Here is a 23,316-nt window from a genome sequence, read left to right on the forward strand (position 1 = left end):
GATGAGCGCAACGAAGCCACTTGTCGCGCCATAGGTGGGGGAGAGTCGTTCGTCTCGCCCCAGGACGACGACGTTGCCGCCGCAGTAGGTGTCTGCGAGGACTCCCGTTGATGCAAGGACCAGCTGGGCGGCGCGGCGGTTGGAAGGGTGTTGAGACCGTCGGGTGGGGTTGGAACATCTTCAATGGGCTCTACTGAGGGGGAACCGTGCGCACATTTTCGGCAAAGGTCCGGAGCGGCGTCTATGGTGTGCTGCTTGCAACAATTCTGGGCGCGAGTCACGTGCCAGCCGCGCACGCAGCGGACGCGCCTGACGTAAGAATCTCCGGTGCAGCAATCGTCGGCTCGGGGCTCTTCGTTGACGGTGCCCAGGAGTACTTTGCCGATTGCGGCAGTCAAGGGGATCCGGGGTACTCCATCCAATGGCTTCGCGACGGTCAGCCTGTGGAAGGGAACCCGCTCTATGATCCGAAACTCTATGTCTTGGAGAAAGATGACCTCGGAGGGCGGATCTCGGCAATCGTCAAGGCTTCGCCCGGCAAGTGCCCCGGCCAGGAACTGATCACGGAAGCAACAGCGGCCGTGGATCAGGAACCAATGCGTGCGGCCGGCTTCACCGGCCGTGGGGTCTTTGAGTTGATTGGCCGCACCCATGGCGGCGCACTCATTCTCTACCTCGGCAATGACAATGCCAAAGGGTGGAAAGAAGCCCGCTACGTAGGTCCAGGGTGGGGTTTGTTCACCAAGATCGTTGCCCCCGGCGACGTGACCCACGACGGCATCGCTGACCTGATGGCGGAGACAACGTCCAGCACTCTCTACCGGTACCCGGGAACGGGCGACGGCGGGTTCCACACGCTTCACCCCCAAGGCACGTGGCAGTGGAAGCCCATGGTTCTGGCGATTGGACCTGGCGACTTCGACGGCGACAGCCTCAATGACCTACTCGGCGCGGACGCGAACGGCGACCTCTACCTCTACCCCTCGCAGCCGTTTGCCAACTGGAACCCCCGAGCCAAAGTCGGCCAAGGCTGGGACGTGATGGATCTGCTCATCGGTCCCGGGGACTGGGACGGTGACGGAAGCGTGGATGTCCTGGCCAAGGACAAGTCCGGGCGGCTCTATCTTTATGGCGGGGACGGTCGCGGCGGGTGGACCGTCCCACGCCAGATCGGGCAGGGGTGGAACGCGTTGACGATGGTGGGCAGCGCAGGGGACTTCGATCGCGACGGGTTCAATGACGTCCATGGCGTCAACGCCGCCGGTGATTTGTTGATGTACTACGGCGATGGCCGCGGTGGTTGGAAGGGCGTCGAGACCGTGGGCTGGGGTTGGAACGTCTTCAACGGGCTCTACTGAAACAACCCCGACCGCCTACTGAACCGGACGCAGCCGCAAACCCTGCATGCCGCCGTCGACCGCCAGCGAGGTTCCCGACGTCGAACCTGACAGCGGGCTCGCGAGGTACGCGACGGCACCGGCTACCTCGTTCGGATCCACCATCCGCCCGTGTGGTTGGCGGGCGTTCAGGGCCGCACGTTCGGCAGCAGGATCCGCGGCGGCATCAAGCAATCGTCCAACCCACGGCGTGTCTACCGTGCCCGGGTTTACGCAGTTGACGCGGATTCCTTCACGCACGTGGTCGGCCGCCATGGCGAGCGTCAGGGACAGGACCGCCCCCTTGGACGCCGAGTACAGCGCGCGCTGCGGGAGCCCCGCCGTCGCCGCGATCGAGCACGTGTTGACGATCGTGGCGGCCGGCGACTCGCGCAGGTATGGCAGGGCGGCCCGGCTAACACGCGCGATTCCGACGACGTTGATGTTGAGCACGCGCAACCACTCGTCGTCGTCGTTGGCAGCAATGTCGCCTTGGGCGCCAATCCCGGCGTTGTTGACCACCACGTCCAGGCGGCCGAACCGCTGGGCAACACGCTCGACGGCGGAACGCACTGAGGCGTCATCGGCCACGTTGCATTCCACGCCGAAGTGCGGGCTGGCTTCCGGGTTCAAGTCGAGGACGGCGACTTGGGCGCCCCCGGCGGCGAGACGGTCCGCAATGGCCGCCCCGATGCCCGAAGCGCCTCCGGTCACGAGTGCCGCGAGGCCTTCAAAGTCGTTGCCCACAGTGGTTGCCACGGCTTAGGCGTTGGTGCCCACGAAGGAAACGGGGTGTGCGGCGCCCGCCACGGCACGGTAATACTCCTGCCGTTGGCGTCCCAGGCCGTCGATTTCCAGCTCGATCACGTCGCCGGGCTGGATGAATGGGAAACGCCCGGACAGCGCCACCCCTTCGGGCGTTCCCGTGATGATCACGTCGCCCGGCTCCAGGACCATGTACTGGCTGAGGTGGTGGACGATCGTGGCGGGATCGAAAATCATGTCCGAGGTACTGGAGTCTTGGCGTGATTCGCCGTTGACCAGGGTCTGCAGCCTCAGGTTGCCGGGCTCGATGTCGTCGGCAGGTACCAGCCACGGGCCCAAGGGAGTGGAACCAGGCAGGCTCTTGCCCTTGGTCCACTGCCCTGCCGCACCGGGAATCTGGTAATCCCGTTCGGAGAGGTCGTTGGCCACGGCGTAGCCGGCAATGTGGTTCGCAGCCTCCGAAGCGGACGAAAGGTAGGACGCTTCCTTCCCGATCACGATCGCCAGTTCAACTTCCCAGTCGTACTTTTCGGACGACGGCGGGATGGGAGCCGCGTCGAACGGGCCGCTGATGGTGTTGGTCGGCTTCAGGAAAACGACGGGAACCTCAGGTGGCGTGGCGCCGGATTCAGCTGCGTGGGCCGTGTAGTTGAGGCCGATAGCGATGACGTTGCCCGGGCGGGCAACCGGCGTTCCGACGCGGACGCCTTCGGCGGAAATTTCCTTGAGTTTGCCGGATTCCAGGGCTTCGCGGGTACGGGCGATGCCGTCGGAAGCGAGGAAGCCGCCGTCGATATCCGTGGTCAGCGAGGCGAGACTGTAGTACTTTTCAGCGCCGTTGGCGTCCTGGGCGATGACTGCCGGTTGTTCGTTTCCGGCCGTACCCAGCCTGGCGAATTTCAAGGTCATGGCTTCCTCCGTGCGTTCGGGACTAACATCCGAACTCTAGTGTGCTGTTGCCGTCCATAATACGGAAATGTGACCCATTGACAATAGAGACATCCGATGTTTAGGCTCGTGATAATTCCTCTAACGCGCAGCCCAGGAGCCGCATGAGCATCATCACCGCGCTGGACACCTTTGACATCCGGTTTCCCACATCGCTGGAACTCGACGGCTCGGACGCCATGAACCCGGATCCGGACTACTCGGCCGCTTACCTGATTCTTCGAACTGACGCGGGAGACGGGCATGAGGGCCATGGTTTCGTCTTCACCATTGGGCGCGGTAATGAGGTGGAGCAGGCCGCGATCGACGCGTTGAAGGACCACGTTCTGGGCCGCGACGTTGAAAAACTCCTTGGAGATATGGGCGCCACCTGGAAACTCCTGACCCACGATTCCCAGCTCCGCTGGCTGGGGCCCGAGAAGGGCGTCATGCACATGGCGATCGGCGCCGTGATCAATGCGTTGTGGGACCTGAAGGCCAAGAGGGCCGGGTTACCGCTGTGGGAGCTTCTCGCGGGGATGAGCCCGGAGGACCTCGTGGCACTGGTGGACTTCCGTTATCTGACGGACGCACTGACGCCGGCCGAGGCCCTTGGGATACTCCGCGCCGCAGAGCCGGGACGGGAAGCGCGGCGTTCGCGACTGCTCGCAGAAGGTTATCCCGCGTACACCACGACGCCGGGCTGGCTGGGTTACAGCGACGGGAAACTTTCGCGGCTGGCCAAGGAAGCCGTGGCTGACGGATTCACGCAGATCAAGCTGAAGGTCGGGGCGTCCTTGGAAGACGACGTCCGGAGGGTCCGCGTTGCGCGGGAGGCGGTTGGACCGGAGATCAGGATCGCCGTGGACGCCAACCAACGCTGGGATGTACAGGAGGCCATCGACTGGATGGCGCACCTGGCCGCGTATGACATTGCCTGGATCGAGGAACCTACCAGTCCGGACGACATCCTGGGCCACGCAGCCATTGCCCGCGGGGTTGCGCCGATTCCCGTGGCCACCGGGGAGCACGTCCAGAACCGGGTGGTGTTCAAGCAGATGCTCCAGGCAGGCGCCTTGTCGGTCCTGCAGATTGATGCTGCCCGTGTAGCCGGAGTCAATGAGAACATCGCCATCCTGCTTCTCGCGGCCAAGTTCGGCGTCCGGGTGTGTCCGCATGCCGGCGGGGTTGGCTTGTGCGAGGCCGTGCAGCACCTCTCCATGTTCGACTACGTTGCCGTATCCGGAACCAAGGAGGAACGGATGATCGAGTTCGTGGACCACCTGCACGAGCACTTTGTTGACCCCGTGGATGTTCATGCCGGTTCTTACTGGCCGCCCGCCAAGCCCGGTGCCGGTAATGAAATGCTCCGTGAAACACTGGCTGAATACAGCTTCCCCGACGGTCCCGTCTGGAAGGACAAGCATTGATCAAGCACGCACCCTGGTTTGAAGAAGCACGCTTTGGCATGTTCGTGCACTGGGGCTTGTACGCCCTCCCGGCCCGCCACGAATGGGTGATGAACCGGGAAGAGATCAGCGTGGAAGCGTATGAACAGTACTTCAAACGCTTCGATCCGGACTTGTACGATCCCCGCGACTGGGCCCGCGCAGCCCGGAACGCCGGAATGAAATACGTGGTCCTCACCACCAAGCACCACGACGGGTTCTGCCTTTGGGACTCGGCGCTGACTGACTACAAGGCCACCAACACACCCGCAGGCCGGGACCTGGTCCAGCCCTATGTGGAAGCATTGCGGGCGGAGGGGCTCAAAGTGGGTTTCTACCATTCGCTCATCGATTGGCACCATCCGGACTTCACCATCGACGGCGTGCACCCCCAACGCAACGCTGCCGACGTCGAACGTCTCAACAGCGGACGCGACATGTCCCGCTACCGCGAGTACCTGCATGGCCAAGTGCGTGAGCTCCTCAGCAACTACGGCACCATCGACTACCTGTTCTTCGACTTCTCCTACGCCGGCCATCCTGACTTTTGGGGCGGCAAAGGCCGGAAGGACTGGGACTCCGAGGCCCTGCTCGCCATGGTCCGGGAACTCCAGCCAGGGATCGTGGTCAATGACCGGCTGGACATTCCGGGTGACTTGGTCACGCCAGAGCAGTACCAGCCGGCCGCGCCGATGATGCTCGACGGCGTCCCGGTCACCTGGGAGGCTTGCCAGACGTTGAACGGCAGTTGGGGCTATGACAGGGACAACCTGGACTACAAGCCGGTCGACCTCCTCGTCCGGATGCTCGTGGACGGAGTGTCCAAAGGCGGGAACCTCCTGCTCAACGTTGGCCCCACCGCCCGCGGCAACCTCGATCCCCGCGCACTTGCGTCCCTTGAAGGGATCGGGGCATGGATGAAGCTGCATTCCCGGTCAATTTACGGTGCAGGGCCCTCTGAGTGGGCGGCACCAGCGGATGCCCGTTACACACAACGCCGGGACAGGCTTTACGTGCACCTCTTCGCGTGGCCCTTCGAGTACGTCCACCTTCCGGGTTTGGCCGGCAAGGTGGAGTACGCCCAACTCCTCAACGACGCCTCGGAGGTCTTTCTTCGCGAGGTGGATCCCGAGCAGCAGGCCATGAACATGACGCCTGGTGGCCAGCCAGCGGGGACCCTGACCATCAAGCTCCCCGTGCAACGGCCCGATGTGTCAGTGCCCGTGCTTGAGCTTTTCCTGAAGCCGGGTCTTGTCGATGGGTGAGTCGATCGCACTCCACACCCGCCTCAAGCCGGGAGCCGAAGCTGAGTATGCCGAAGCCCATGCAAACATCCCGCCCTCCTTGGTTCAGGCGCTCAAGGAAGCGGGTGTCCGCAACTGGCGGATCTGGCGCAGCGGGCAGGACCTCTTCCACGTCGTGGACCTGGACGACTACCAGGCCATGCGCCGTGCGCTCGCGGACCACCCGGCCAACGTGCCATGGCAGGCGCGCATGGCCGAACTTCTTGAGGTCCAAGACGATTACTCCGGCAACGATTCGGGTATCCAGAAGGTATGGGAACTGCCATGAACTCTCAATCCGCTGAAATCCCCAGGCTCGGGAAGCTCGGCTTTGGTGGGGCCGGGATTGGCAACCTCTACCGGGCGATCCCCGACGGCGAAGCGCTGGCCACCGTGTTGGCGGCCTGGGATGCCGGTATCCGGTACTTCGACACCGCGCCGCACTACGGGCTGGGCTTGTCCGAACAGCGACTGGGCGCGGTCCTTCGGGACAAGCCGCGGAACGAGTTTGTTGTCTCCACCAAGGTGGGGCGCCTGCTGGAACCCACCCCACATGGCGGCCGCGACCCGGAAGGCTTCGACGTCCCCGCAGACAAGAAGCGCGTGTGGGACTTCTCCGAGGCCGGTATCCGCCGCAGCCTGGAAGACTCCCTGGAACGCCTCGGACTGGACCATGTGGACATTGCCTACCTTCACGACGCGGACGTCCATGACCTGCAGGCCGGAATCGCCCAAGGGCTCCCCGCCCTGGAAAAACTCCGTTCCGAGGGCGTGGTCAAAGCGATCGGCGTTGGCCTTAATTCCGCCGAAGCCGCCCTCGAGTGCGTCGAAGCCGCGGACCTTGACCTCGTCATGCTCGCCGGACGTTACACGCTGCTTGAGCAGCCCAACGTTCCGCTCCTTGACCGCTGCCTGGAGCGCCGCACCGGCGTCGTGAACGTTGGCGTCTACAACTCCGGACTGTTGGCCCGTCCCGAAGTCCCCGACGACGCACACTACAACTACGATCAAGCGCCGAGGGCCCTGGTGGAGCGGGCGCGTGCGCTCGCCGACGTCTGCCGCAGGTTTGGTGTGGAACTCCCGACGGCGGCACTCCAGTTTCCGTTGCGGCATCCGGCCGTAGTGAACGTGACCGTCGGGGCCAGCGCTCCGGAGCAGGTTTCCGCCAACGCTGCCCGGATGGAAGAGCCGGTGCCGGAGGAGTTGTGGGCCGCGTTGGAGGCCATGCCACGTGATTGATGGGCATTTGCACTTGTGGAGCCTGGACACTTTCGTCACGGGAGGGGTCCGGCCCTACTCGTGGCTTGGCCCGCAGCATGGCGAATTGTTCCGGAGCTTCGGTGAGGACGAGGCCGGCGAGGTCCTTGCCGCTGCAGGTATGCGGGGCGCGGTGTTGGTACAGGCCGATGACACCTTGGCCGATACGGAGAGCATGTTGGCCGTCGCCGGGCGGCAGCCGTGGGTTTTGGGCGTGGTGGGCTGGATCCGCCTGGATTCACCTCGCGAGGCAGCTGACCAACTGGACCGGTTTGCAGCCAATCCCGTGTTCCGGGGAGTACGGCATCTGGTGCACGATGATCCCCGTGACGATTTCCTCGATCTGGCGGCCGTGCGGGAATCCCTTGGTTTGGTTGCTGGGCGAGGGCTTGCCTTTGACGTTCCCGACGCCTTCCCCCGTCATCTCGGGGCAACGGTCAGGCTCGCACGCGGGCTTCCCGGACTCACGGTTGTCCTGGACCACTTGGGCAAGCCGCCGCTGGCCGACCCTTCAAGCATGGAATCGTGGCGCGATCATTTCCTTGCTTTGGGCCGAGTGGACAACGTGGTGGCCAAATTGTCCGGGCTCCACGTTCCAGGCTCTGAGTTTTCGGCTGATTTTCTGCGTCCGGTGTTTGACCTGGCGCTCGACGCCTTCGGGCCGGAGCGCCTCATGCTCGGCAGCGATTGGCCGGTGAGTACCCTGGGTGCACCCTATGGCAGGACCCTTGACGTGCTGCTGGAACTCGTCGCCCCGTTAAGTCCTTCCGAGCAGGACGCAGTTCTCGAGGGGACGGCGAGGAGGGCCTACGGCTTGTCCCGCAGCGTCGGCTAGAGGGCCTGCCTTAGCCAATTTTCCACGCCGCTGATGTGGACAGTCACGAGGGCTTTGACCAGCTCGGCATCTCCGCGTTCCAAGGCTTCGGCGATGGCACGGTGCTCGGCCAGGGTGTGTGCAACGGCCTTCTCCTGCGTCAGCCCGCGCCAGATCCGGGCCCGGACCGTGCTGCTGGACAGGGCCTCCAGCAGGCTGCCCAGGTAGTCGTTGCCTGCGGCTTCGGTGATGATTCCGTGGAACTCGAGGTCATGGGCAACGAGTTCTTCCACGGGGGTATTCTCGTCGATGCCGGCCATGGTCCCGCGCAGCTTGTCGATTGCTTCCGGGGTGATCTTGCCGGCGGCGAGGTGTGCCGTGGCAGGTTCCAGGATTCGTCGGACCTCGAAAAGTTCAAGGATGGAACGATCCTGATGCAGGTCCACCACGAACGCAACCGCCTCGTTGAGCAGCTTCGCGTCGAGGCTGGTCACGTAGGTCCCGTCACCCCGCCTGACGTCCAGGACCCGGATCAGTTCCAGGGCCTTGACGGCCTCCCGGAGTGAACTCCGGGACAAGCCAAGCCGCTCGCTCAGTTCCTTTTCCGGCGGAAGCCTGTCGCCGGCCTTGAGTTCCCCGCGGATCAGCATGTCCTTGATCTTGCTGATCGCCTCATCTGTGACAGCCATGGACCCATAGTAGACGCCAATGATCGGATGTCTCGGTTCGCCGCGTTGCCCACCCAACTGGGGGAAAGCACACGTTCCACTGAGCGCTCACTGCAGCATGTGCTGTCCCCTACTTGGGCCTTAATCAACGACGGCGGCACCCGGCTTCCGCTGTTACGGAACCGGGTGCCGCCGTCGGGCTTCAACCGCGAACGGTCAGGAGTCGCCGCCGCGAAGCGGCCGGTTGGCGACCACCGGAGCGCTGCCGGTGTAGCCATCGCGTGCAGCGGAAATCTCATGGATCTGCTTGCGGCAGAGGAACCAGCCCACCACCATCAGCGCGCAGGCGATGGCCGTGACGAGCATGGTCAGCGGGGAGTCGATGAACACCATGACCAGCACTCCCACCAGGAAGAGCAGGGAGAGGTAGCCGGTGTACGGTGCACCGAACAAGCGGAAGGACGGGCGCTTGACCCAGCCCTTGTCCGCCCAGCGCTTCAACTGCATCTGGCACAGGACGATCGTGGCCCATGTGACGATGATGCCGACGGACGCGACGTTCAGCACGATCTCAAAGGCGTCGGCCGGGACAAGGTAGTTCAGCGGAACGCCAAGCAGGGAAACGCCGGCGGTGATGGCGATACCGCCGTAAGGGACACCGGCTTTGTTCATGCGCTGGGCAAACTTGGGAGCCGAACCGTTGACGGACATCGAACGCAGGATGCGGCCGGTGGAGTAAAGGCCGGCATTCAGCGAGGACAGTGCAGCCGTGAGGACCACGAGGTTCATGATCACGTCCACGCCCTGGACACCGATGGAACCGAAGAACGTCACGAACGGGCTGACGCCCTTCTGGTACGAGGTGTACGGCAGGAGCAGGGCCAACAGGATCACGGAGCCGACGTAGAAGACCGCGATGCGGAAGACAACGGAGTTGATTGCCTTGGGCATGATCTTCTCAGGGTTCTTGGTTTCGCCCGCGGCAGTTCCAACGAGTTCGATCGAGGCGTAAGCGAAGAGCACACCCTGCATGAGGATGATCATCGGAAGCACACCGTTGGGGAAGATGCCACCGTTGTCCGAGATGAGGCTGAAGCCAACTGTTTGGCCATCCACCGGGGTGCCGAAGATGACGAAGTAGGTGCCCACCAGGAGGAACGTGACCAACGCCGCCACCTTGATCAGGGCAAACCAGAACTCCATCTCGCCGAAGACCTTCACTGAGACCAGGTTCAGGCTCAGGACAACCACGAGGGCTATGAGGGCCCAAGCCCACTGCGGTACAGCCCCCATCCAAGGGACGTACTTGCCGAAGAAGTTCATGTAGAGCGCGGCCGCCGTGATGTCCACGATGGTGGTGGTGGCCCAGTTGATCCAGTAGAACCAGCCGGACACGAAGGCTGCCTTCTCGCCGAAGAACTCGCGGGCGTAGGAAACAAACGAGCCCGACGACGGGCGGTGCAGCACCAGTTCGCCGAGGGCGCGGAGAATCAGGAAAGCGAAGAAACCACAGACGGCGTATGCGATTACCAGCGAGGGGCCGGCTGCGTTGAGTCGTCCACCGGCGCCGAGGAACAGGCCGGTGCCGATTGCGCCGCCGATCGCGATCATCTGGATCTGCCGGGGCTTCAAGTCCTTGTGGTAGCCCGAGTCCTCCTTGTGGAGGGCCTTCTCGCTGGCATGCGCTTGGGCCGGGACCGTGTGGTCCGTGATGGGGTTGGTCATGGGAATCCTTACGGGTGTCCTGTTGGGGGTCCCTGGCGCGCATTTGGGGTTTGGGGCGCGCGAAGGTACCTCGTGTGGTGCCTCATCGGGCGGGGACGGCTTCTGAGAGCCGCTGGGCTTACTGGGCCGCTATGGGCCTACTTGCTCAGGTTTGCCAGACGTTCGGGGCTGAGCAGTTCTTCGAGTTGGGCAGCAGTCAACAGACCGTGCTCAAGGACGAGCTCTGCTACACCCTTGCCGGTGACCAGCGCCTCCTGGGCGATGGCAGTGGCTGAGGCATAACCAATATGGGGGTTCAGTGCCGTGACGAGACCGATCGACTGCTCCACGGTAAGCCGTAGCCGCTCGGTGTTTGCGGTGATTCCCCGGACGCAGCGTGCCGTGAGGGTGCGGCAGGCTGCTTCCAGGTGGGAGATGCTCTTGTGCAGGCTGTGCACAATGATCGGCTCGAAGGCGTTCAGCTGAAGCTGGCCCGCCTCCGCGGCCATGGTGACGGTGACATCGTTTCCGATGACCTCGTACGCCACCTGGCTGACCACTTCCGGGATCACCGGATTGATCTTGCCGGGCATGATCGACGAGCCGGACTGCACTGCCGGCAGGTTGATCTCGCCCAAACCCGCCCGCGGTCCGGAGGACAGCAAGCGGAGGTCGTTGCAAATCTTGGAAAGCTTCACGGCCACGCGCTTCAGGACACCGGAGAGGTGAACGAAGGCGCCCACGTCCTGGGTGGCCTCGATAAGGTCGGCAGCCGTGAGGAGGGGAAGTCCCGTGATCTCGGCGAGGTGCCGGCAAGCGGCCTCGGCGTAGCCGGCCGGGGCGTTCAAGCCGGTCCCGATAGCCGTTGCGCCAAGGTTGATCTCGTGGATCAGCATGTGGGACTCGTCCAAGCGTGCCCGGTCCTCGCCGATGGTCACCGCATAGCCGCCGAACTCCTGGCCCAAGGTCATCGGCACGGCGTCCTGGAGCTGGGTACGGCCCATCTTGACGACCGTCCGGAACTCCCGGCCCTTCTCAGCGAAGGCCTCTTCAAGTTCCTCAAGCGCCGCAAGCAGTTCCTTGACGGAGAAGATCGTGGCGAGGTTGACCGCCGTCGGGTAGACGTCGTTGGTGGACTGGCTGAGGTTGACGTGGTCGTTCGGGTGCAGCTTGGAGTAGTCACCTTTGGGGTGGCCAAGGATCTCCAGCGCCCGGTTGGCGATAACTTCATTGGCGTTCATGTTGGAGCTGGTGCCCGCGCCGCCCTGGATCACGTCAACCATGAACTGGTCCTGGAGCTTGCCGTCCAGGATGTCCTGGCAGGCCTGCTCAATGGCATTGGCCCTTTCAGAGTCCAGGAGTCCGAGTTCGTGGTTGGTGCGTGCGGCTGCCTGCTTGACCGCTGCCAAACCCCTTACCAGGTGCTTGTTCGTGGAGAGAGGCTGCCCCGTGATGGGGAAGTTCTCAATGGCCCTCAGGGTATGGACGCCCCAGTAGGCATCCGCAGGAACATCGCGGTCCCCCAGGAGGTCGTGTTCGGATCGGGTGTGGATCGCCTGATCGACGGTGGTCATAGCTGTCCTTAGTTTGTGGTGAAAATCTGCGCTGCGCGGAGCTCGCCGACCGGAAGGCCGCCGCCCAGGACGGCTGGGCTCTGCAACGTGTCCAAGGTGCCGCCGTCGAGCCCCAACTGGCGAAGCACCTCGACGGTAATGGGCATGCGGGCGCGGTCCCCGCCGTCGGAAATCTTGACTGCCAGCCCCCGGCCATCGGGCAGGCCCACCAGCTGGAGGCCCTCGAAACCGTCCTTGGCGAGCAGCCCCGGGACGGCGCGCATGAGAGCCGTGACGTCGCGGCCTTCGCCTGCGACCATCTCCGGGTAGCGGCGCATCGCGTGGGCTACCTTGCCTTCATTCGTATGTTCGCTGGCCGAAGCGAGGCGGCCATAGGCGCGCGCCATGCCGTGGAGCGAGTGCGCGAAGAGCGGAGTGCCGCAGCCATCCGTGCTCACTGCCGCGGCTTCCTCGCCTGCCAGGTCCGTGATGGTGTCCCGGACAAGGACCTGCAGCGGATGCTCCGGATGCAGGTAGCCCTCCACTGGCCAGCCGTTAATGACGCACACCGCGGCCATGGAAGCGTGCTTGCCCGAACAGTTCTGGGCCAGCTGGGTGGGGCCGTTGCCCTCGCGCAGCCACTCCTCGCGTTCCTTGACGCCGTAGGGAAGGTCCGTGCTGTTGGCCAGTGCTTTTTCGGTGAGTCCGTGAAGCCTCAGGATCTCGGCGGCGCCGTCCCGGTGCATCTTGCTGCCCGAGTGGCTGGCTGCCGTCAGCGCCAGGAGTTGCTCCGGGATTTCCAGTCCGGCTTTGAGGAGCGCCACGGCTTGAAGCGGCTTCAGGGACGAACGCGGGTACATCGGAGCTTCGGGCTGGCCTGCCTCCACGGCCGTGCTGCCGTCAGCGTTGAGGGCGATCAACGAACCGTAGTGGATGCTCTCAACCAAACCGTCGCGGGTTTGCTCCACCAGGGGAACGTGGCGGGTTGCCGTGAGTTGGGCCGTGTTGGGGCTGGGCATGGTGTCCTTTGGATGGTTCATTTGCTGAGGATCGTGTCCAGGGCCACGCTTACTGCCTGGAGGTGTTCGGCCATGGCCTCGCTTGCGGCCTGGGAGTCGCCGGCTTCAATGGCGTTGAGGATCGCGACGTGTTCTTCATCCGAACGGTGCTGGCGGTCGGCGACGAGGTTCAGCGTTTCGGACTGGTGCGCCAAGGCGTCGCGGATGTCTTGTACGACGCTCGCGAAGACCCGGTTGCCGCTGGCACGGGCGACGGCGGAGTGGAAGCTGGCATCGAGGCTCACCCAGGCTTCGGGGTCGTTCTCGTCCAGCATCTCCTGGACGATGTCCTTCAGGTGTTCGAGTTCCTCGTCCGTGCGCCTTTCGGCTGCGAGCCCTGCTGCCGGGATCTCGATGTGGGGTCTTGCTTCGTTAAGATCGCGGGCGCTGTACTGACCCAAGGTAAGGTCATTAGCGACCTTGTTGGCAACGATGAATGTGCCCTTGCCGGTCTTGGTCATTGTCAGGCCGAGGGTATTGCAGGACCGCAAGGCTTCCCGGATCACTGAGCGGCTCACGCCGTACTGTGCCGCGAGCGTAGCCTCAGAGCTGAGCTTGGTACCGATATCGAACTGCCCGCCCTCGATGGCGCGACGCAGGGCAGCAAAGACTGCCTCCGCTGCGGAAATGCGCGAGATCGGGGTGGGCGTCGCTCGGCCGCTTTCTGGGCCTTGCTGTCCGGCTGTCCGGCTGTCTGACAGGTTCACGATATTGAATATGGCACGGGTCACAAGAGGCTGTCAACGCTGAAAGAACCGCTTCACGCTTTGGGGATTTTGACGTCTCCTGTCGCCGTACGGCAACTTCCCGGAATGTCGCCGTACGGCAACAACCGAGGGCTGTCCCACTGGCGCGTAACCGGCGCATAATGGCACACATGACGGCCGGTCAGGCAACCGGAAGAGCGACGCAGTTACCCCGCATCACAGTGGAGGCGCCGGTGCTGCATGTTGGTTCCGGACCTGACGCCTACCAAAGCCTGGACCGTTATGTTGAATCACTTCGAAACCCTCGCGGTTTGCACATGACCTTGCTTCACGTCGGCATCCTTGACCGGCTGGCAGCAGACATCGTCGGCTGGACACGCGGCGCAGTCGGACCCGAGCCCGTGATTCGTGAGGTAGCCGGTTGGCTCAGGGGACTGCCAATGCTGGATGGATTCCTGGGCAAATCCGAGAAGCTCATCACCCTCGGCGGCGGGCGGGTAAGCAGCCTTGAGGTCACGGTTCCCCTGGCCGTGCAGGATTACCATACCTTGCTGGTCCAAGGGCTTCACGTACTGCTGGACGACCTCGGTTTGGACAACATTGACGACTTTATCCTTAGCTCGCCAGCCCTCGGATGTCGCTCACCGCGTTGGTTGCCGCATGTAGCCGTTGGCAAAGCCCGGTTCAAGCACCAGGAAGCCATCGAGCTTGAAGCTGTCGCCCTTGAGTTTGGACCCTCAAGGATTCGGAACGAGGTCTCGCTGCCGGGCGTTGTCTAGGCGATCCCTGTTTCCAACCCGAGGTTCTTCATGCTGCCGCGTACCCTTTTCCGAACTGTTGCCTTCGCCGAAGCCGTGACGTGGACTCTTCTGCTGATCGGGCTGTTCCTTAAGTACGTCACCAAGACCACGGACGTCGGTGTCAGCATTGCGGGAGGCATTCACGGGTTCGTCTTCCTTTGCTACGCCTTTACTGCTGCGTTCATGTGGATCAACCAGAAGTGGTCTGTGCGCATCGGACTACTTGCCATCGCGTCTGCCGTGATCCCGTATGCCACCGTCCCCGTTGAGAAGTCACTCGATCGTCGGGGGCTTCTGGCTGGCTCGTGGCGGTTGGTTGTCGGTGGCGAGCAGCCCGTTGGTGCCCTGGAGAAGCTTCAGGCCTGGGTGCTGGCCAAGCCGTTCTTGGCTGTGGGCCTGGTGCTGGCGGGTGTTGCTGCCGTGTTCAGCTTCCTGCTGTACATGGGACCGCCGGATACGTGGTTCTCGTAAGCCCTACGTGTCTCCGGCCGTGATCCGGGGGGTGGGAGGACCTGTTAGTAGTCGCCTGCCAGCTTCGCTGCCGCAATTTGGACACGGCGATCATATGAGGACGCCAGATGCTTGACCGGATAATCTGACTCCCTTTCCGTGGAGCCCTCCCGGTTCACTCCCTGGGATGCGCGTGACTCCATTACTTGAACTTCTGGTCACTCGGGCGGGTTTTCCGCGTCGCCGTTGTCCCGGCCCGGTTTGGCTGGGACCCCCGGCTGCTTACTGGGTTTCATCCTCATAGTGAACCTACCGTATTGGGCCCCTGTGAGGCTTGTGAATCTTTCGAGTCGGGAATTAGCTCACCAACCTCGGCACGTCGGTTGAACTCCTGGGATGCCGCCTAGGTACACCAACCGTGTTCCGCCGGATATGCCCCTCACGAAGGCCAACGACAGTCCTGGTGCCGGGCGGTTGGCCATTCAGCCCGGCAATTTTCTGTTGCGTGGATACTGCCGCTGAGGCATTGCCGTCGATAGGGTTTTCTCGTTGGCTCAACGTCGAATGGGGGATCCAGATGATACGCGGTATTCGTCGGCGGTTCCGTGCCGCTGCCGCGTCCTTGCTGACTGTGATGTCGGTCGGAACAATCTTCGCAGGACCGGCGCCCGGTGATGAATATGGGTGGCATAACTTCATCCAGATGTGGTGGGACAAAGGAGAGATCTACTCCGACTTGCTGGTCGTGGACGATGCGGGACAACAGCTCGTGCATGAGGGCGGCTCCACGTGGCAGATCCAACGCCTGAACTTTGGCAGCACGACCGTACCGGAGGCCAATGCACTCCTTTTGCCGGGCGATTGGGACGGCGACGGCTATGCCGATTGGATGTTCAGGAACAAGGACGGCAGTCTGTTCCTCCGCGCTGGGCTCGAAGAAGGCCGTGGGGTAGCGTACACAGTCCAAGTGGGGTGGGGGTGGGACGTGATGACGGCACTGACCTCACCGGGTGACTGGGACGGCGACGGCCACCCTGACGTCCTGGCCCGCGACGCCGCGGGCTTACTGTGGCTATACCGCGGAGACGGGGCCGGGCAGTGGCTTCCTGGCCGGACCCAGGTCGGGTGGGGCTGGAATGTTATGACAGCCGTCTTCAGCGGACACGATTTCAGCGGCGACGGGAATCCGGATGTTCTCGCCCGTGACTCCGGAGGAAACCTGTTTCTGTACCCGGGCAACGGGGCAGGTGGATGGCTGAACCGGATCCACATTGGTTGGGGCTGGCAACACATGGACCAGCTCACCGCGCCGGGGGACTTCGACTACGACGGCTTTGGAGACGTTCTAGCCCGGGACGATGCCGGCCAGACCTGGCTTTATCCGGGCAACGGAACCGGCGGGTTCATCGGTACCAGGACTGCAGTGGATATCGAACCGCCGCAGCTAATGGGTTGAAGCGGTCAGACTAGCTGAGGAAGATGCTGTCTTATCCGGTCTCCGGGGTCTGCGCCATGGCACCAGCGCCCACGGGCCATTGCTTTCCCTGTCATCATCTTTTCCGCATCTCTCGCAGAGCCCTGTAGAGCCTGCCTCGTCAGGGGTGTTCAGTGTGCCAAGCAGGAACTCCAGCATCGAGTCCTCCACCTGCGATATCGGTTCTCCCGAAGTTACCTATGGTCCGGTGAGAGGTCTGGGCCGTTGTGCGCTGCCGTTACGTATAGCGCAGTGGCGTTGCTCTGGTGAAGCGATGATGCGATGCCATTATCAGCGATACGGCACCGATGGTGACCCAGGTCGCGCCGAACGGGACGAGGAACAGAACTCTGGAGTCTTCAGTGTTGGTGGCCAGGAGGAGCACTGAGGACACAGCCAACAGCCCGCCTGTCCACCGCGGCAAGACCTGTGTCTGCAGCAGCCCAATGCCTGTGGCCGTAAAAGCGGCCACGGCGATAAGGATTAGGACAAAACCGGCGAGGTAAGCCGCGTTGAACAACGCAACTCCAAAGAACAATGAAGCAGCGGCAGTGACAGTTGAGATTCTGACGACCGCTGTAGCGCCCCGGCCCCGCCCGTGAATCCAGTAGATCCCAATTGCGGCAGCACTGATGAAGACGACAGCGCCGAGGAAGAACATGCCGGCGATGGTTCCGCCATCCCGGTACGGGCCGTCGGGGAGCCCGGGAGGGCTGACGGCCATGAGGACTGAATGAGCGATCATCGACGCGCCGCCGAGTAGCGCGCATGTCCCGGTGATGCGCCGGCTCACCATGGCTTGTTCTTCCGTGTCTGGCATTTCGGTGTTTGTCGTGTGATCCATTGTCTTCTCCTGCAGGGGTTCGAAAGGGCGGGGTGGCCGGGTTTATCGCCAGCCAATGGTGCTGCGGGGCCGGAAGCGCCACAGCTCACGGGGGCCGTCCGTTAGCCGGGTGATTGCATCGGGTGGTTGCCCAACTGCAGGTTTCACAGCAGGCACTACAGCTGGACCTGTGAAGAGATCTGAAGAGGCGCTGTTGACGGCGGTCAAGATCAACAGCATGAGGAGCACGGCTTCGGCGGTCCATGTGGCAGGCCGTCTGGTTTTGACACTGTGCGCGGGTATGGAAGTCATGGTTGGTCACCTCCCTTGTCTTTAGGGTGCGCTGGTGTGTGGCATGTATTCGTCCATCTGTCGTTCGAATGTTGGGTCAACCCTCAGGTGGACGGGCAGCGGGCTTCACCTGTCTGCCTCCTTGGGCGAGTACGAGGATCCGGCCTCCAAGGTGCTGACATCGGTGCCTGCGCGCGCCATACTTTGCCCATGCGGGAGGTGTCGACAGCTTTCAACGGCGACGAGGTGGGTACCGCCGATCACGAAGCCAGACTCCAGGTGGTCCTGATCGACGATGAGGAGCTCATCCGGGCCGGACTTGGGTTGATACTTGCCTCAGAGCCGGACATCGAAGTGGTGGGTGAATCCGGTGACGGTCGGGCCGGATTGGAAACGGTCGCCGCGCTGAACCCTGACGTCGTGGTCATGGACATACGCATGCCGGTCATGGACGGAGTCTCGGCAACCCAGGTCCTTGCCGCGCCGGACTTCAATCCCAAACGTTCCGAGCCGGTACCCGTGTTGATCCTGACGACGTTCAACGACGACACGGCACTTCACGCGGCGATCAAAGCAGGAGCCTCCGGGTTCATCCTGAAGAACTCCGCACCGCACATCCTCCCGGCCGCCATCCGGGCGCTGGCCCGCGGTGCAGGGTGGCTGGACCCCAACGTGACGCTGAAAATCCTGGATCAATTCACCAACAGACCTGTTTTGTCACTGCCCGTGCCGACAGAGTTCCATGAACTGACACCTCGCGAACTCGAGGTGCTGGCCGCCATGTCCCGTGGCCTGAACAATAGCCAGATCGCGCAGACCCTGTTCCTCAGCGAGTCGACGGTTAAGACCCACGTCCACCGGATCCTGATGAAACTCGCCATCACCGACCGGTCGCAGGCTGTCGCAGCCGCCTACAGATGGGGGTTGGTCAAACCAGACAAGCCCTGACGGGGAGACAGCACCCCGACGGGAAGGAGGAGCAACGATCTGTGGATGGATGTTCCCACCGCGGCGATGAGCGCACAATGATGGCAGCAACGATTCCGCAGCGCCCTCCCGAGGAAATCGGAGGCAGACCCGTTGAGCGTCGCAGATGGGGCAGCACATGATCCAGCCCGCAAACTTGCCCGGCTGGGCGCCTACTTCCGCCTGACCAAGACCGATTACATTGTCACTGGTCTGGCCGCCCCGCTAGAACTGGTAAACATCATGCCCAGCCTCCTCGGAGTCCTCGCGCATGCGTGGGCCGGCGCGCTTGCTTTCCTGATGGCAGGGTTTGTCATCCTGCTGTGGCGCGGGCGCTATCCACGACTGGTCCTGATCCTGTTGCTGATTCATCAGGGCTTGTTCTCGCCTATCTTCTACCACAGCCTGGTCCTGCCGGCGGGCATGGTTTTCGACGCGAGCGACTTCTTCTCCATCCCCTATATCCCGCTGTTCTGCATTATCGTGGCCGTCATCACCGTAGGATCCTCATCGTCGCTGTGGAGCTCGATACTTCTCTGCATCCCCGCGGTGGTCCTGTCTACGCTCATTTTCACCGCCGGGCGGCCCATGGAGGCCTCGTGGTACGTTGTCGCGGCAGTGCTGTGGATCGGAGGAGCCTGGGCTTTTGGCAGATTCGTCGGACGCAGCACTCAACGGATCAACGAACTCGAGACAGAACAGCAAAGAACGGCAGCAGCGGTGGCCGCGGAGCGGGCTTTGATCGCCGCGGAACTGCACGACATCGTCTCCCACGCGGTCACGGTCATGCTGCTTCATGCCGCAGGTGGCCGCAGGATCATTGAGGCCGATCCCGTCCGCGCTGCCCATGCCCTGGATGTCATCACTACCGTGGGATCAGATGCCACCAACGAACTCTCACGACTCCTGGGATTGCTCAAGCCCGACAACCCGACGACTTCCCAGAAGCCCCTGCCCACACTGGACGATATAGACCATTTGATAGACGCGGTCCGATCAGCAGGTGTAGATGTTCATCTCAAACAGACAGGTGCGCCCGGAAAACTCGACATCAGCGTTGGCCACACGGCGTACAGGGCGGTGCAGGAATCCTTGACAAACGTCTCCAAACACGTCGGTCCAGGCGCGCACGCAACCGTCGAGATCACGTGGGAAACAAGCGCGTTGTGGATCCGCGTCATGGACGACGGCGCCAACAAATCACCGATGCCTGACACCGACGCCTCAGGATACGGGCTGCTAGGGCTGAAGGAACGCGTCCAGGTAGGTGGAGGCTGGATCGACTGGGGGCCCCGGGGCAAGGGATTCGAAGTGCAACTACGGCTTCCGTTGGCAGCGACGGCCTCTGGACGGGCCTAGATCTGCGCCGGTCTCTATCTCCCGATCGACTTGAAATTCGAACCGTGGATCGACGCGGGCCCCAGCGAGCCGGAGCAAACTTAAAGTCATCGGCCAAACGCTGAACTGGGGGGCGTGGGCCCGACCACAGGAGAAGGAGATAACGATGCCCACCGTGGAAGAGAGCATTTACATTCCCAAGCCACCAGAAGAAGTGTTCAAGTTCATCGTCGACCCCGCGAGCCCAACACAGTGGGACGCAACGGCTATCGATTTCCACCTCGACGACGATGGCCCGATGAAGGCCGGCAGCCGAACCAGCGGAACAAGCAGGGTCCTGGGCCGCAGGATCGACTGGAAAGCAGAGATCACCGAGTTCGAAACCTCCCGACGCGTCGTATCACGCACCGTGGAAGGCCCCATGGGCTTCACTCTGACGCTGACAACCCAGCCTGAAGGAGACGGAACCCGGTTCACCTCGCACGTGGAGGCAGAAACAGGGCTTGGAGGCATCTTCGGAAAGATCACAGATCCACTCGTGCAAAAGGCCTACGCCCGAACCACTCGCGCGAACCTGGAAACCCTGCTCGAAATCCTGACAGAGCATCCACAACACGAAACAACCCTGTAGAGGTTCGTGGTTCATCCGCGGTGCACAAAAGACCCGTCAGCTTCTGTGGCACCTCTCATCAAAGGCAAGACCATGAAGACATTGAGAACACCAGGCCGTAGTGATCTTTTGTGCAAGATGCAGCTGCGGCATCACTGGTTGGCGCAAACAGACAGCGCCGGGAACTTCACCAGGCGCTGCATCTACTGCGGAAAGCAAGGTTCCGGCAACAAGTGGTCCGGGCGCCTTGCCTCCACAGACCGCGCCGCGAACACCGACAGGGGACAGTACTACTGACCATGAATCCGGCTCACAACCAGTGGCCACGGCTTCCGGCTTCCCGGTCCAGCCCGGTGGCCTCTCAAACCCGCTCAAGGACGAAGAACAACAATGGCAAACAAGAATCGCTCCAACCAACCCTCGCCGGAAAAACCCCACTCTCGGCCAAAACACCATCTGGGTGACTGGCTTAGACGGGAGGACGCCGGCGTCACCGGCGGAGCCAGCAGCCTCTTCTGGTCCCATCACGACGCCCCGCGGGCGCCGGAACGGACCTGTATTTACGGCCACGAAGTCGCCCCAGGACAGGGGTCCTGCAGTCACGGCCATCCGGTGGGCTGACAGCCCCCCGGCTTTCGCAGGTAATCGGTATGCGATGAAACAACGAATGCCCCTGTTTCGGCTGGCTGCGCTTCTGCTTGTCCTGTCCTTGGTCGGGTGCACGGGAACGGAACCGTCTCCGATGCCCTCCCACGCCAATAGCAGCCCGGCAGCCATTGAGTCATTGGACCAGACCATGCAGACCATGATGAGCCAAGGCGCGGTCGCTGTTGTTGCGCAGGTTCGGTGGCCCGGTGGTGAGTGGTCAAAGGCCTACGGCGTCCGAGACCTGGACACGAAAGAACCTGCCCGGCCCGGGGATCGTGTACCCGTGGCCAGTGTCACCAAGACCATGACCGCTGTGTGCGTCCTCAAAGCAGTAGATGAAGGCCTCATCGGGCTGGATGATCCCGTCAACGCCCTGCTGGAAAGCTTCGGTACGGGGCTGCGGCCGCCAGGACCCATTACTGTGCGGCAGTTGTTGTCCCATACCTCAGGCATGCCCCCTTATGGAGAGGCCCTATACCGGACCGTGGATGACTTGATGACTGTGTCCACCCAGAAAGTAAACATGCAACGCGCACTCCAGGCCGCCAGCACCTTGCCTTGGGAAGCCCGGTCCATCGGCTCTTTCCTGTACTCCGATTCCAACTACGTCGCGCTCGGGCTGATCCTGGAGAAGCTTCGCGGCAAGAGCTTCCCGCAGATACTTCGCGACGACATCATCAACCCTCTTGCACTAACCGGCACCACCCTCGATGAAACCCAACCGAGTGCAGGTGACATGATCAAGGGGTACATCACTGTCAGGGGCCAGCGTTTTGCCGCTAGTCCTGTTCCGGAACAGTTCGGCTCACCGTCGCACGGGGTCATCTCCACCATGTCCGACATGAATGACTTCCTCGAGGCACTCTTCAATGGCAAGCTCATCTCGGCCGGCTCGCTAACCGAAATGCAGAAAGCAGTCGAAGCCCCCTACGGGCTGGGACTATTTGTATGGTCCAACGATTGCAAAGGACAGCCACGGTTCTTCGCCAGGGGTGGTTTTCTGGACTTTCGAACAATCGCGATGAGTTCCGCTGACGGCAGCTATCAGGCCACCTATACGCTGGCACCCGCCCCGCTCCCCTCTCCTTTGGAAGACCCGGACATGCTCAGAAAACGGGATCTCATGAGCGATCAAATCGTCTCAGCCCTGCTTGAAACCCACGAGCGCCTCTTCTGCCAGTAACCCGGCAAGCTCTTTCGCAGCTTTGGGGACCCTCGATCAACAAAGCTGATCGAGGGTCTTCTGCGCGGCGAGTTCTATTTGTGAGGCGTACTGATCGATGCGGCGGTCGGTGGCTGCGTCGGGCTCGGACGGCAGGGGTGGTAGTGCCATACCCAGGGTGATTTGCCGGCTGCCGTCGTCGCTGGAGATTGCCCCGGTTAGGTAGCCGTAGACAGAGCCGAAATGTCCGTACCGGTACTTGGAGGACGAGCATCCGTCAGGGAACCTGGTAACGCCGAGTCCGTAGTTCGAGGACTTGACCGTTTTCATCTCTTGCAACGTCCCCGGCGACAACAACGCCCCACTGAGGAGACCCCGGAAAAAGTCGTTGACATCCTCGGTGGAGGACACAACTCCGCCTGCGGGGGAGCCAGTCACGGCCTCAGGTTGGGTGATGTCAAGCCGCTCACCACCCACCGACATGTACGCCCTCAGGTTGTCCGGCGCGGCCCGATCCCGGGTGTTCAGCGAGGTCCGACCAAGTCCAAGAGGCCCGAAAACACGCTCCCGGAGTACGTCGTCCAGTGGCCGACCAGTAAGCTTTTCAACCAGTCGTCCCAAGGCCAGGTAGTTGCTGTTCGAATAAGCGAAGAAGCCCACACTCCGCCAATCCCACGGCAAGGCCCCAGTCAGTTCCAAGCCACGCTGCACGCTGACGCTCGTGGTGACGACGTCTTTGGGTGCGTTGGTCCGTTCAAGGGCCTGGACGAAGTCGGGCATGCCCGATGTGTGGTTCAGCAGCTGGCGGACAGTGATCGGCATCGGCGGCTTTAGCCCCGCACCAAAGCTTTCAAGCATTTCGTTTACGGAGTCGTCCAGACCGATGAGACCGTCGTCCACGAGCTGCAGCATGGCAACAGCTACCATCGGTTTCGTCACACTGCCAATGGAGAACCGGTCCTGCGGCTGCGCTGGTTCGCTGCCAAACCGGTCACGCAGGCCGAACCCCTTGGACCACTCACCATCAGGCCAACGAACGTGAACAACAACAGAGCTGACGCCCTCTGCGATGAATCCCTGCACTGTTTGTTCCAGCGAATCCGTTGGCGCCGCGGAGGTCGACACCGCAGGCAAAGGCTCGGGACTGCCTCCCGTGCAGCCCGACAGCAGGAGAACAACACAGACGCCTAGGAC

Annotated in this window: 22 protein-coding genes; 13 read left to right on the top strand and 9 right to left on the bottom strand. The window is 62.5% G+C overall.

Annotated features, from left to right (window positions below):
- Positions 1-206 precede the first annotated feature (206 nt).
- The gene (locus ACIPY2_RS20995) at positions 207-1,358 is read left to right on the top strand and encodes an FG-GAP repeat domain-containing protein (RefSeq protein ID WP_400268341.1); all 1,152 of its coding nucleotides are present in this window, start codon (positions 207-209) and stop codon (positions 1,356-1,358) included.
- Between the two features lie 15 nt (positions 1,359-1,373).
- Here the strand turns inward: ACIPY2_RS20995 and ACIPY2_RS21000 are convergent, their stop codons facing one another.
- Together ACIPY2_RS21000 and ACIPY2_RS21005 are read right to left on the bottom strand one after the other, a co-directional pair.
- Positions 1,374-2,135, bottom strand: coding sequence for an SDR family NAD(P)-dependent oxidoreductase (locus ACIPY2_RS21000; RefSeq protein ID WP_400268342.1), 762 nt, complete (start codon positions 2,133-2,135; stop codon positions 1,374-1,376).
- Positions 2,136-2,138: 3 nt separating this feature from the next.
- The gene (locus ACIPY2_RS21005) at positions 2,139-3,050 is read right to left on the bottom strand and encodes a fumarylacetoacetate hydrolase family protein (protein ID WP_400268343.1); all 912 of its coding nucleotides are present in this window, start codon (positions 3,048-3,050) and stop codon (positions 2,139-2,141) included.
- A 143-nt stretch (positions 3,051-3,193) separates the two neighbouring features.
- Here ACIPY2_RS21005 and ACIPY2_RS21010 point away from each other — a divergent pair, with 143 nt between their 5' ends.
- The 5 genes from ACIPY2_RS21010 to ACIPY2_RS21030 are packed head-to-tail and all read left to right on the top strand — an operon-like array spanning position 3,194 to position 7,891.
- Entirely contained in the window at positions 3,194-4,498 is a 1,305-nt protein-coding gene (locus ACIPY2_RS21010; RefSeq protein WP_400268344.1) for an L-fuconate dehydratase, read from the top strand.
- Positions 4,495-5,781: an alpha-L-fucosidase gene (locus tag ACIPY2_RS21015; protein WP_400268345.1), complete on the top strand. Its 1,287-nt coding sequence runs from the start codon at positions 4,495-4,497 to the stop codon at positions 5,779-5,781. Before ACIPY2_RS21010 ends, ACIPY2_RS21015 begins: the two co-directional genes overlap by 4 nt.
- Positions 5,774-6,088: an L-rhamnose mutarotase gene (locus ACIPY2_RS21020; protein ID WP_400268346.1), complete on the top strand. Its 315-nt coding sequence runs from the start codon at positions 5,774-5,776 to the stop codon at positions 6,086-6,088. The genes ACIPY2_RS21015 and ACIPY2_RS21020 overlap by 8 nt, the downstream gene beginning before the upstream one ends.
- Positions 6,085-7,038 (top strand): aldo/keto reductase, encoded by a 954-nt coding sequence (locus ACIPY2_RS21025; protein ID WP_400268347.1) that lies wholly within the window; start codon positions 6,085-6,087, stop codon positions 7,036-7,038. Before ACIPY2_RS21020 ends, ACIPY2_RS21025 begins: the two co-directional genes overlap by 4 nt.
- On the top strand, positions 7,031-7,891 hold the full coding sequence (locus tag ACIPY2_RS21030; protein WP_400268348.1) for an amidohydrolase family protein: 861 nt from the start codon (positions 7,031-7,033) through the stop codon (positions 7,889-7,891). Before ACIPY2_RS21025 ends, ACIPY2_RS21030 begins: the two co-directional genes overlap by 8 nt.
- Here the strand turns inward: ACIPY2_RS21030 and ACIPY2_RS21035 are convergent.
- The 5 genes from ACIPY2_RS21035 to ACIPY2_RS21055 form a co-directional block, all read right to left on the bottom strand.
- Complete coding sequence (locus ACIPY2_RS21035) at positions 7,888-8,559, bottom strand: FadR/GntR family transcriptional regulator (protein WP_400268349.1); 672 nt, start codon at positions 8,557-8,559, stop codon at positions 7,888-7,890. The two genes, ACIPY2_RS21030 and ACIPY2_RS21035, sit on opposite strands and share 4 nt — an antisense overlap.
- Positions 8,560-8,754: 195 nt before the next feature.
- Positions 8,755-10,263 carry an amino acid permease gene (locus tag ACIPY2_RS21040; protein ID WP_400268350.1) on the bottom strand — a complete coding sequence of 503 codons (1,509 nt, stop codon included), beginning with the start codon at positions 10,261-10,263 and terminating at the stop codon, positions 8,755-8,757.
- A 137-nt stretch (positions 10,264-10,400) separates the two neighbouring features.
- Positions 10,401-11,816 carry an aspartate ammonia-lyase gene (aspA, locus tag ACIPY2_RS21045; RefSeq protein WP_400268351.1) on the bottom strand — a complete coding sequence of 472 codons (1,416 nt, stop codon included), beginning with the start codon at positions 11,814-11,816 and terminating at the stop codon, positions 10,401-10,403.
- Between the two features lie 8 nt (positions 11,817-11,824).
- Complete coding sequence (locus ACIPY2_RS21050; protein WP_400268352.1) at positions 11,825-12,835, bottom strand: asparaginase; 1,011 nt, start codon at positions 12,833-12,835, stop codon at positions 11,825-11,827.
- The gene (locus ACIPY2_RS21055) at positions 12,832-13,560 is read right to left on the bottom strand and encodes a FadR/GntR family transcriptional regulator (protein WP_400268353.1); all 729 of its coding nucleotides are present in this window, start codon (positions 13,558-13,560) and stop codon (positions 12,832-12,834) included. Before ACIPY2_RS21055 ends, ACIPY2_RS21050 begins: the two co-directional genes overlap by 4 nt.
- Before the next feature lie 170 nt (positions 13,561-13,730).
- Here ACIPY2_RS21055 and ACIPY2_RS21060 point away from each other — a divergent pair, with 170 nt between their 5' ends.
- The 3 genes from ACIPY2_RS21060 (at position 13,731) to ACIPY2_RS21070 (ending at position 16,266) form a co-directional block, all read left to right on the top strand.
- Positions 13,731-14,339, top strand: a complete 609-nt coding sequence (locus ACIPY2_RS21060; protein ID WP_400268354.1) for a hypothetical protein — start codon at positions 13,731-13,733, stop codon at positions 14,337-14,339.
- A gap of 30 nt (positions 14,340-14,369) precedes the next feature.
- Positions 14,370-14,831, top strand: a complete 462-nt coding sequence (locus ACIPY2_RS21065) for a DUF3817 domain-containing protein (protein ID WP_400268355.1) — start codon at positions 14,370-14,372, stop codon at positions 14,829-14,831.
- A 556-nt stretch (positions 14,832-15,387) separates the two neighbouring features.
- Positions 15,388-16,266: an FG-GAP repeat domain-containing protein gene (locus tag ACIPY2_RS21070; protein WP_400268356.1), complete on the top strand. Its 879-nt coding sequence runs from the start codon at positions 15,388-15,390 to the stop codon at positions 16,264-16,266.
- Between the two features lie 256 nt (positions 16,267-16,522).
- Here the strand turns inward: ACIPY2_RS21070 and ACIPY2_RS21075 are convergent, their stop codons facing one another.
- Entirely contained in the window at positions 16,523-17,128 is a 606-nt protein-coding gene (locus tag ACIPY2_RS21075) for a hypothetical protein (RefSeq protein WP_400268357.1), read from the bottom strand.
- Positions 17,129-17,608: 480 nt separating this feature from the next.
- Here ACIPY2_RS21075 and ACIPY2_RS21080 point away from each other — a divergent pair, with 480 nt between their 5' ends.
- The 4 genes from ACIPY2_RS21080 to ACIPY2_RS21095 all read left to right on the top strand — a co-directional run bounded on the left by ACIPY2_RS21080 (position 17,609) and on the right by ACIPY2_RS21095 (position 22,143).
- Positions 17,609-18,346 (top strand): response regulator, encoded by a 738-nt coding sequence (locus tag ACIPY2_RS21080; protein WP_400268358.1) that lies wholly within the window; start codon positions 17,609-17,611, stop codon positions 18,344-18,346.
- A gap of 132 nt (positions 18,347-18,478) precedes the next feature.
- The gene (locus ACIPY2_RS21085) at positions 18,479-19,723 is read left to right on the top strand and encodes a sensor histidine kinase (RefSeq protein ID WP_400268359.1); all 1,245 of its coding nucleotides are present in this window, start codon (positions 18,479-18,481) and stop codon (positions 19,721-19,723) included.
- Between the two features lie 145 nt (positions 19,724-19,868).
- On the top strand, positions 19,869-20,333 hold the full coding sequence (locus tag ACIPY2_RS21090) for an SRPBCC family protein (protein ID WP_400268360.1): 465 nt from the start codon (positions 19,869-19,871) through the stop codon (positions 20,331-20,333).
- Between the two features lie 721 nt (positions 20,334-21,054).
- On the top strand, positions 21,055-22,143 hold the full coding sequence (locus tag ACIPY2_RS21095; protein ID WP_400268361.1) for a serine hydrolase domain-containing protein: 1,089 nt from the start codon (positions 21,055-21,057) through the stop codon (positions 22,141-22,143).
- 36 nt (positions 22,144-22,179) lie between these two features.
- Here ACIPY2_RS21095 and ACIPY2_RS21100 read toward each other — a convergent pair whose 3' ends face one another.
- Entirely contained in the window at positions 22,180-23,205 is a 1,026-nt protein-coding gene (locus tag ACIPY2_RS21100) for a serine hydrolase domain-containing protein (RefSeq protein WP_400268362.1), read from the bottom strand.
- Positions 23,206-23,316 lie beyond the last annotated feature (111 nt).

Source organism: Paenarthrobacter sp. NPDC089675 (assembly GCF_044749185.1).
In the GTDB taxonomy this organism is placed as follows: domain Bacteria; phylum Actinomycetota; class Actinomycetes; order Actinomycetales; family Micrococcaceae; genus Arthrobacter.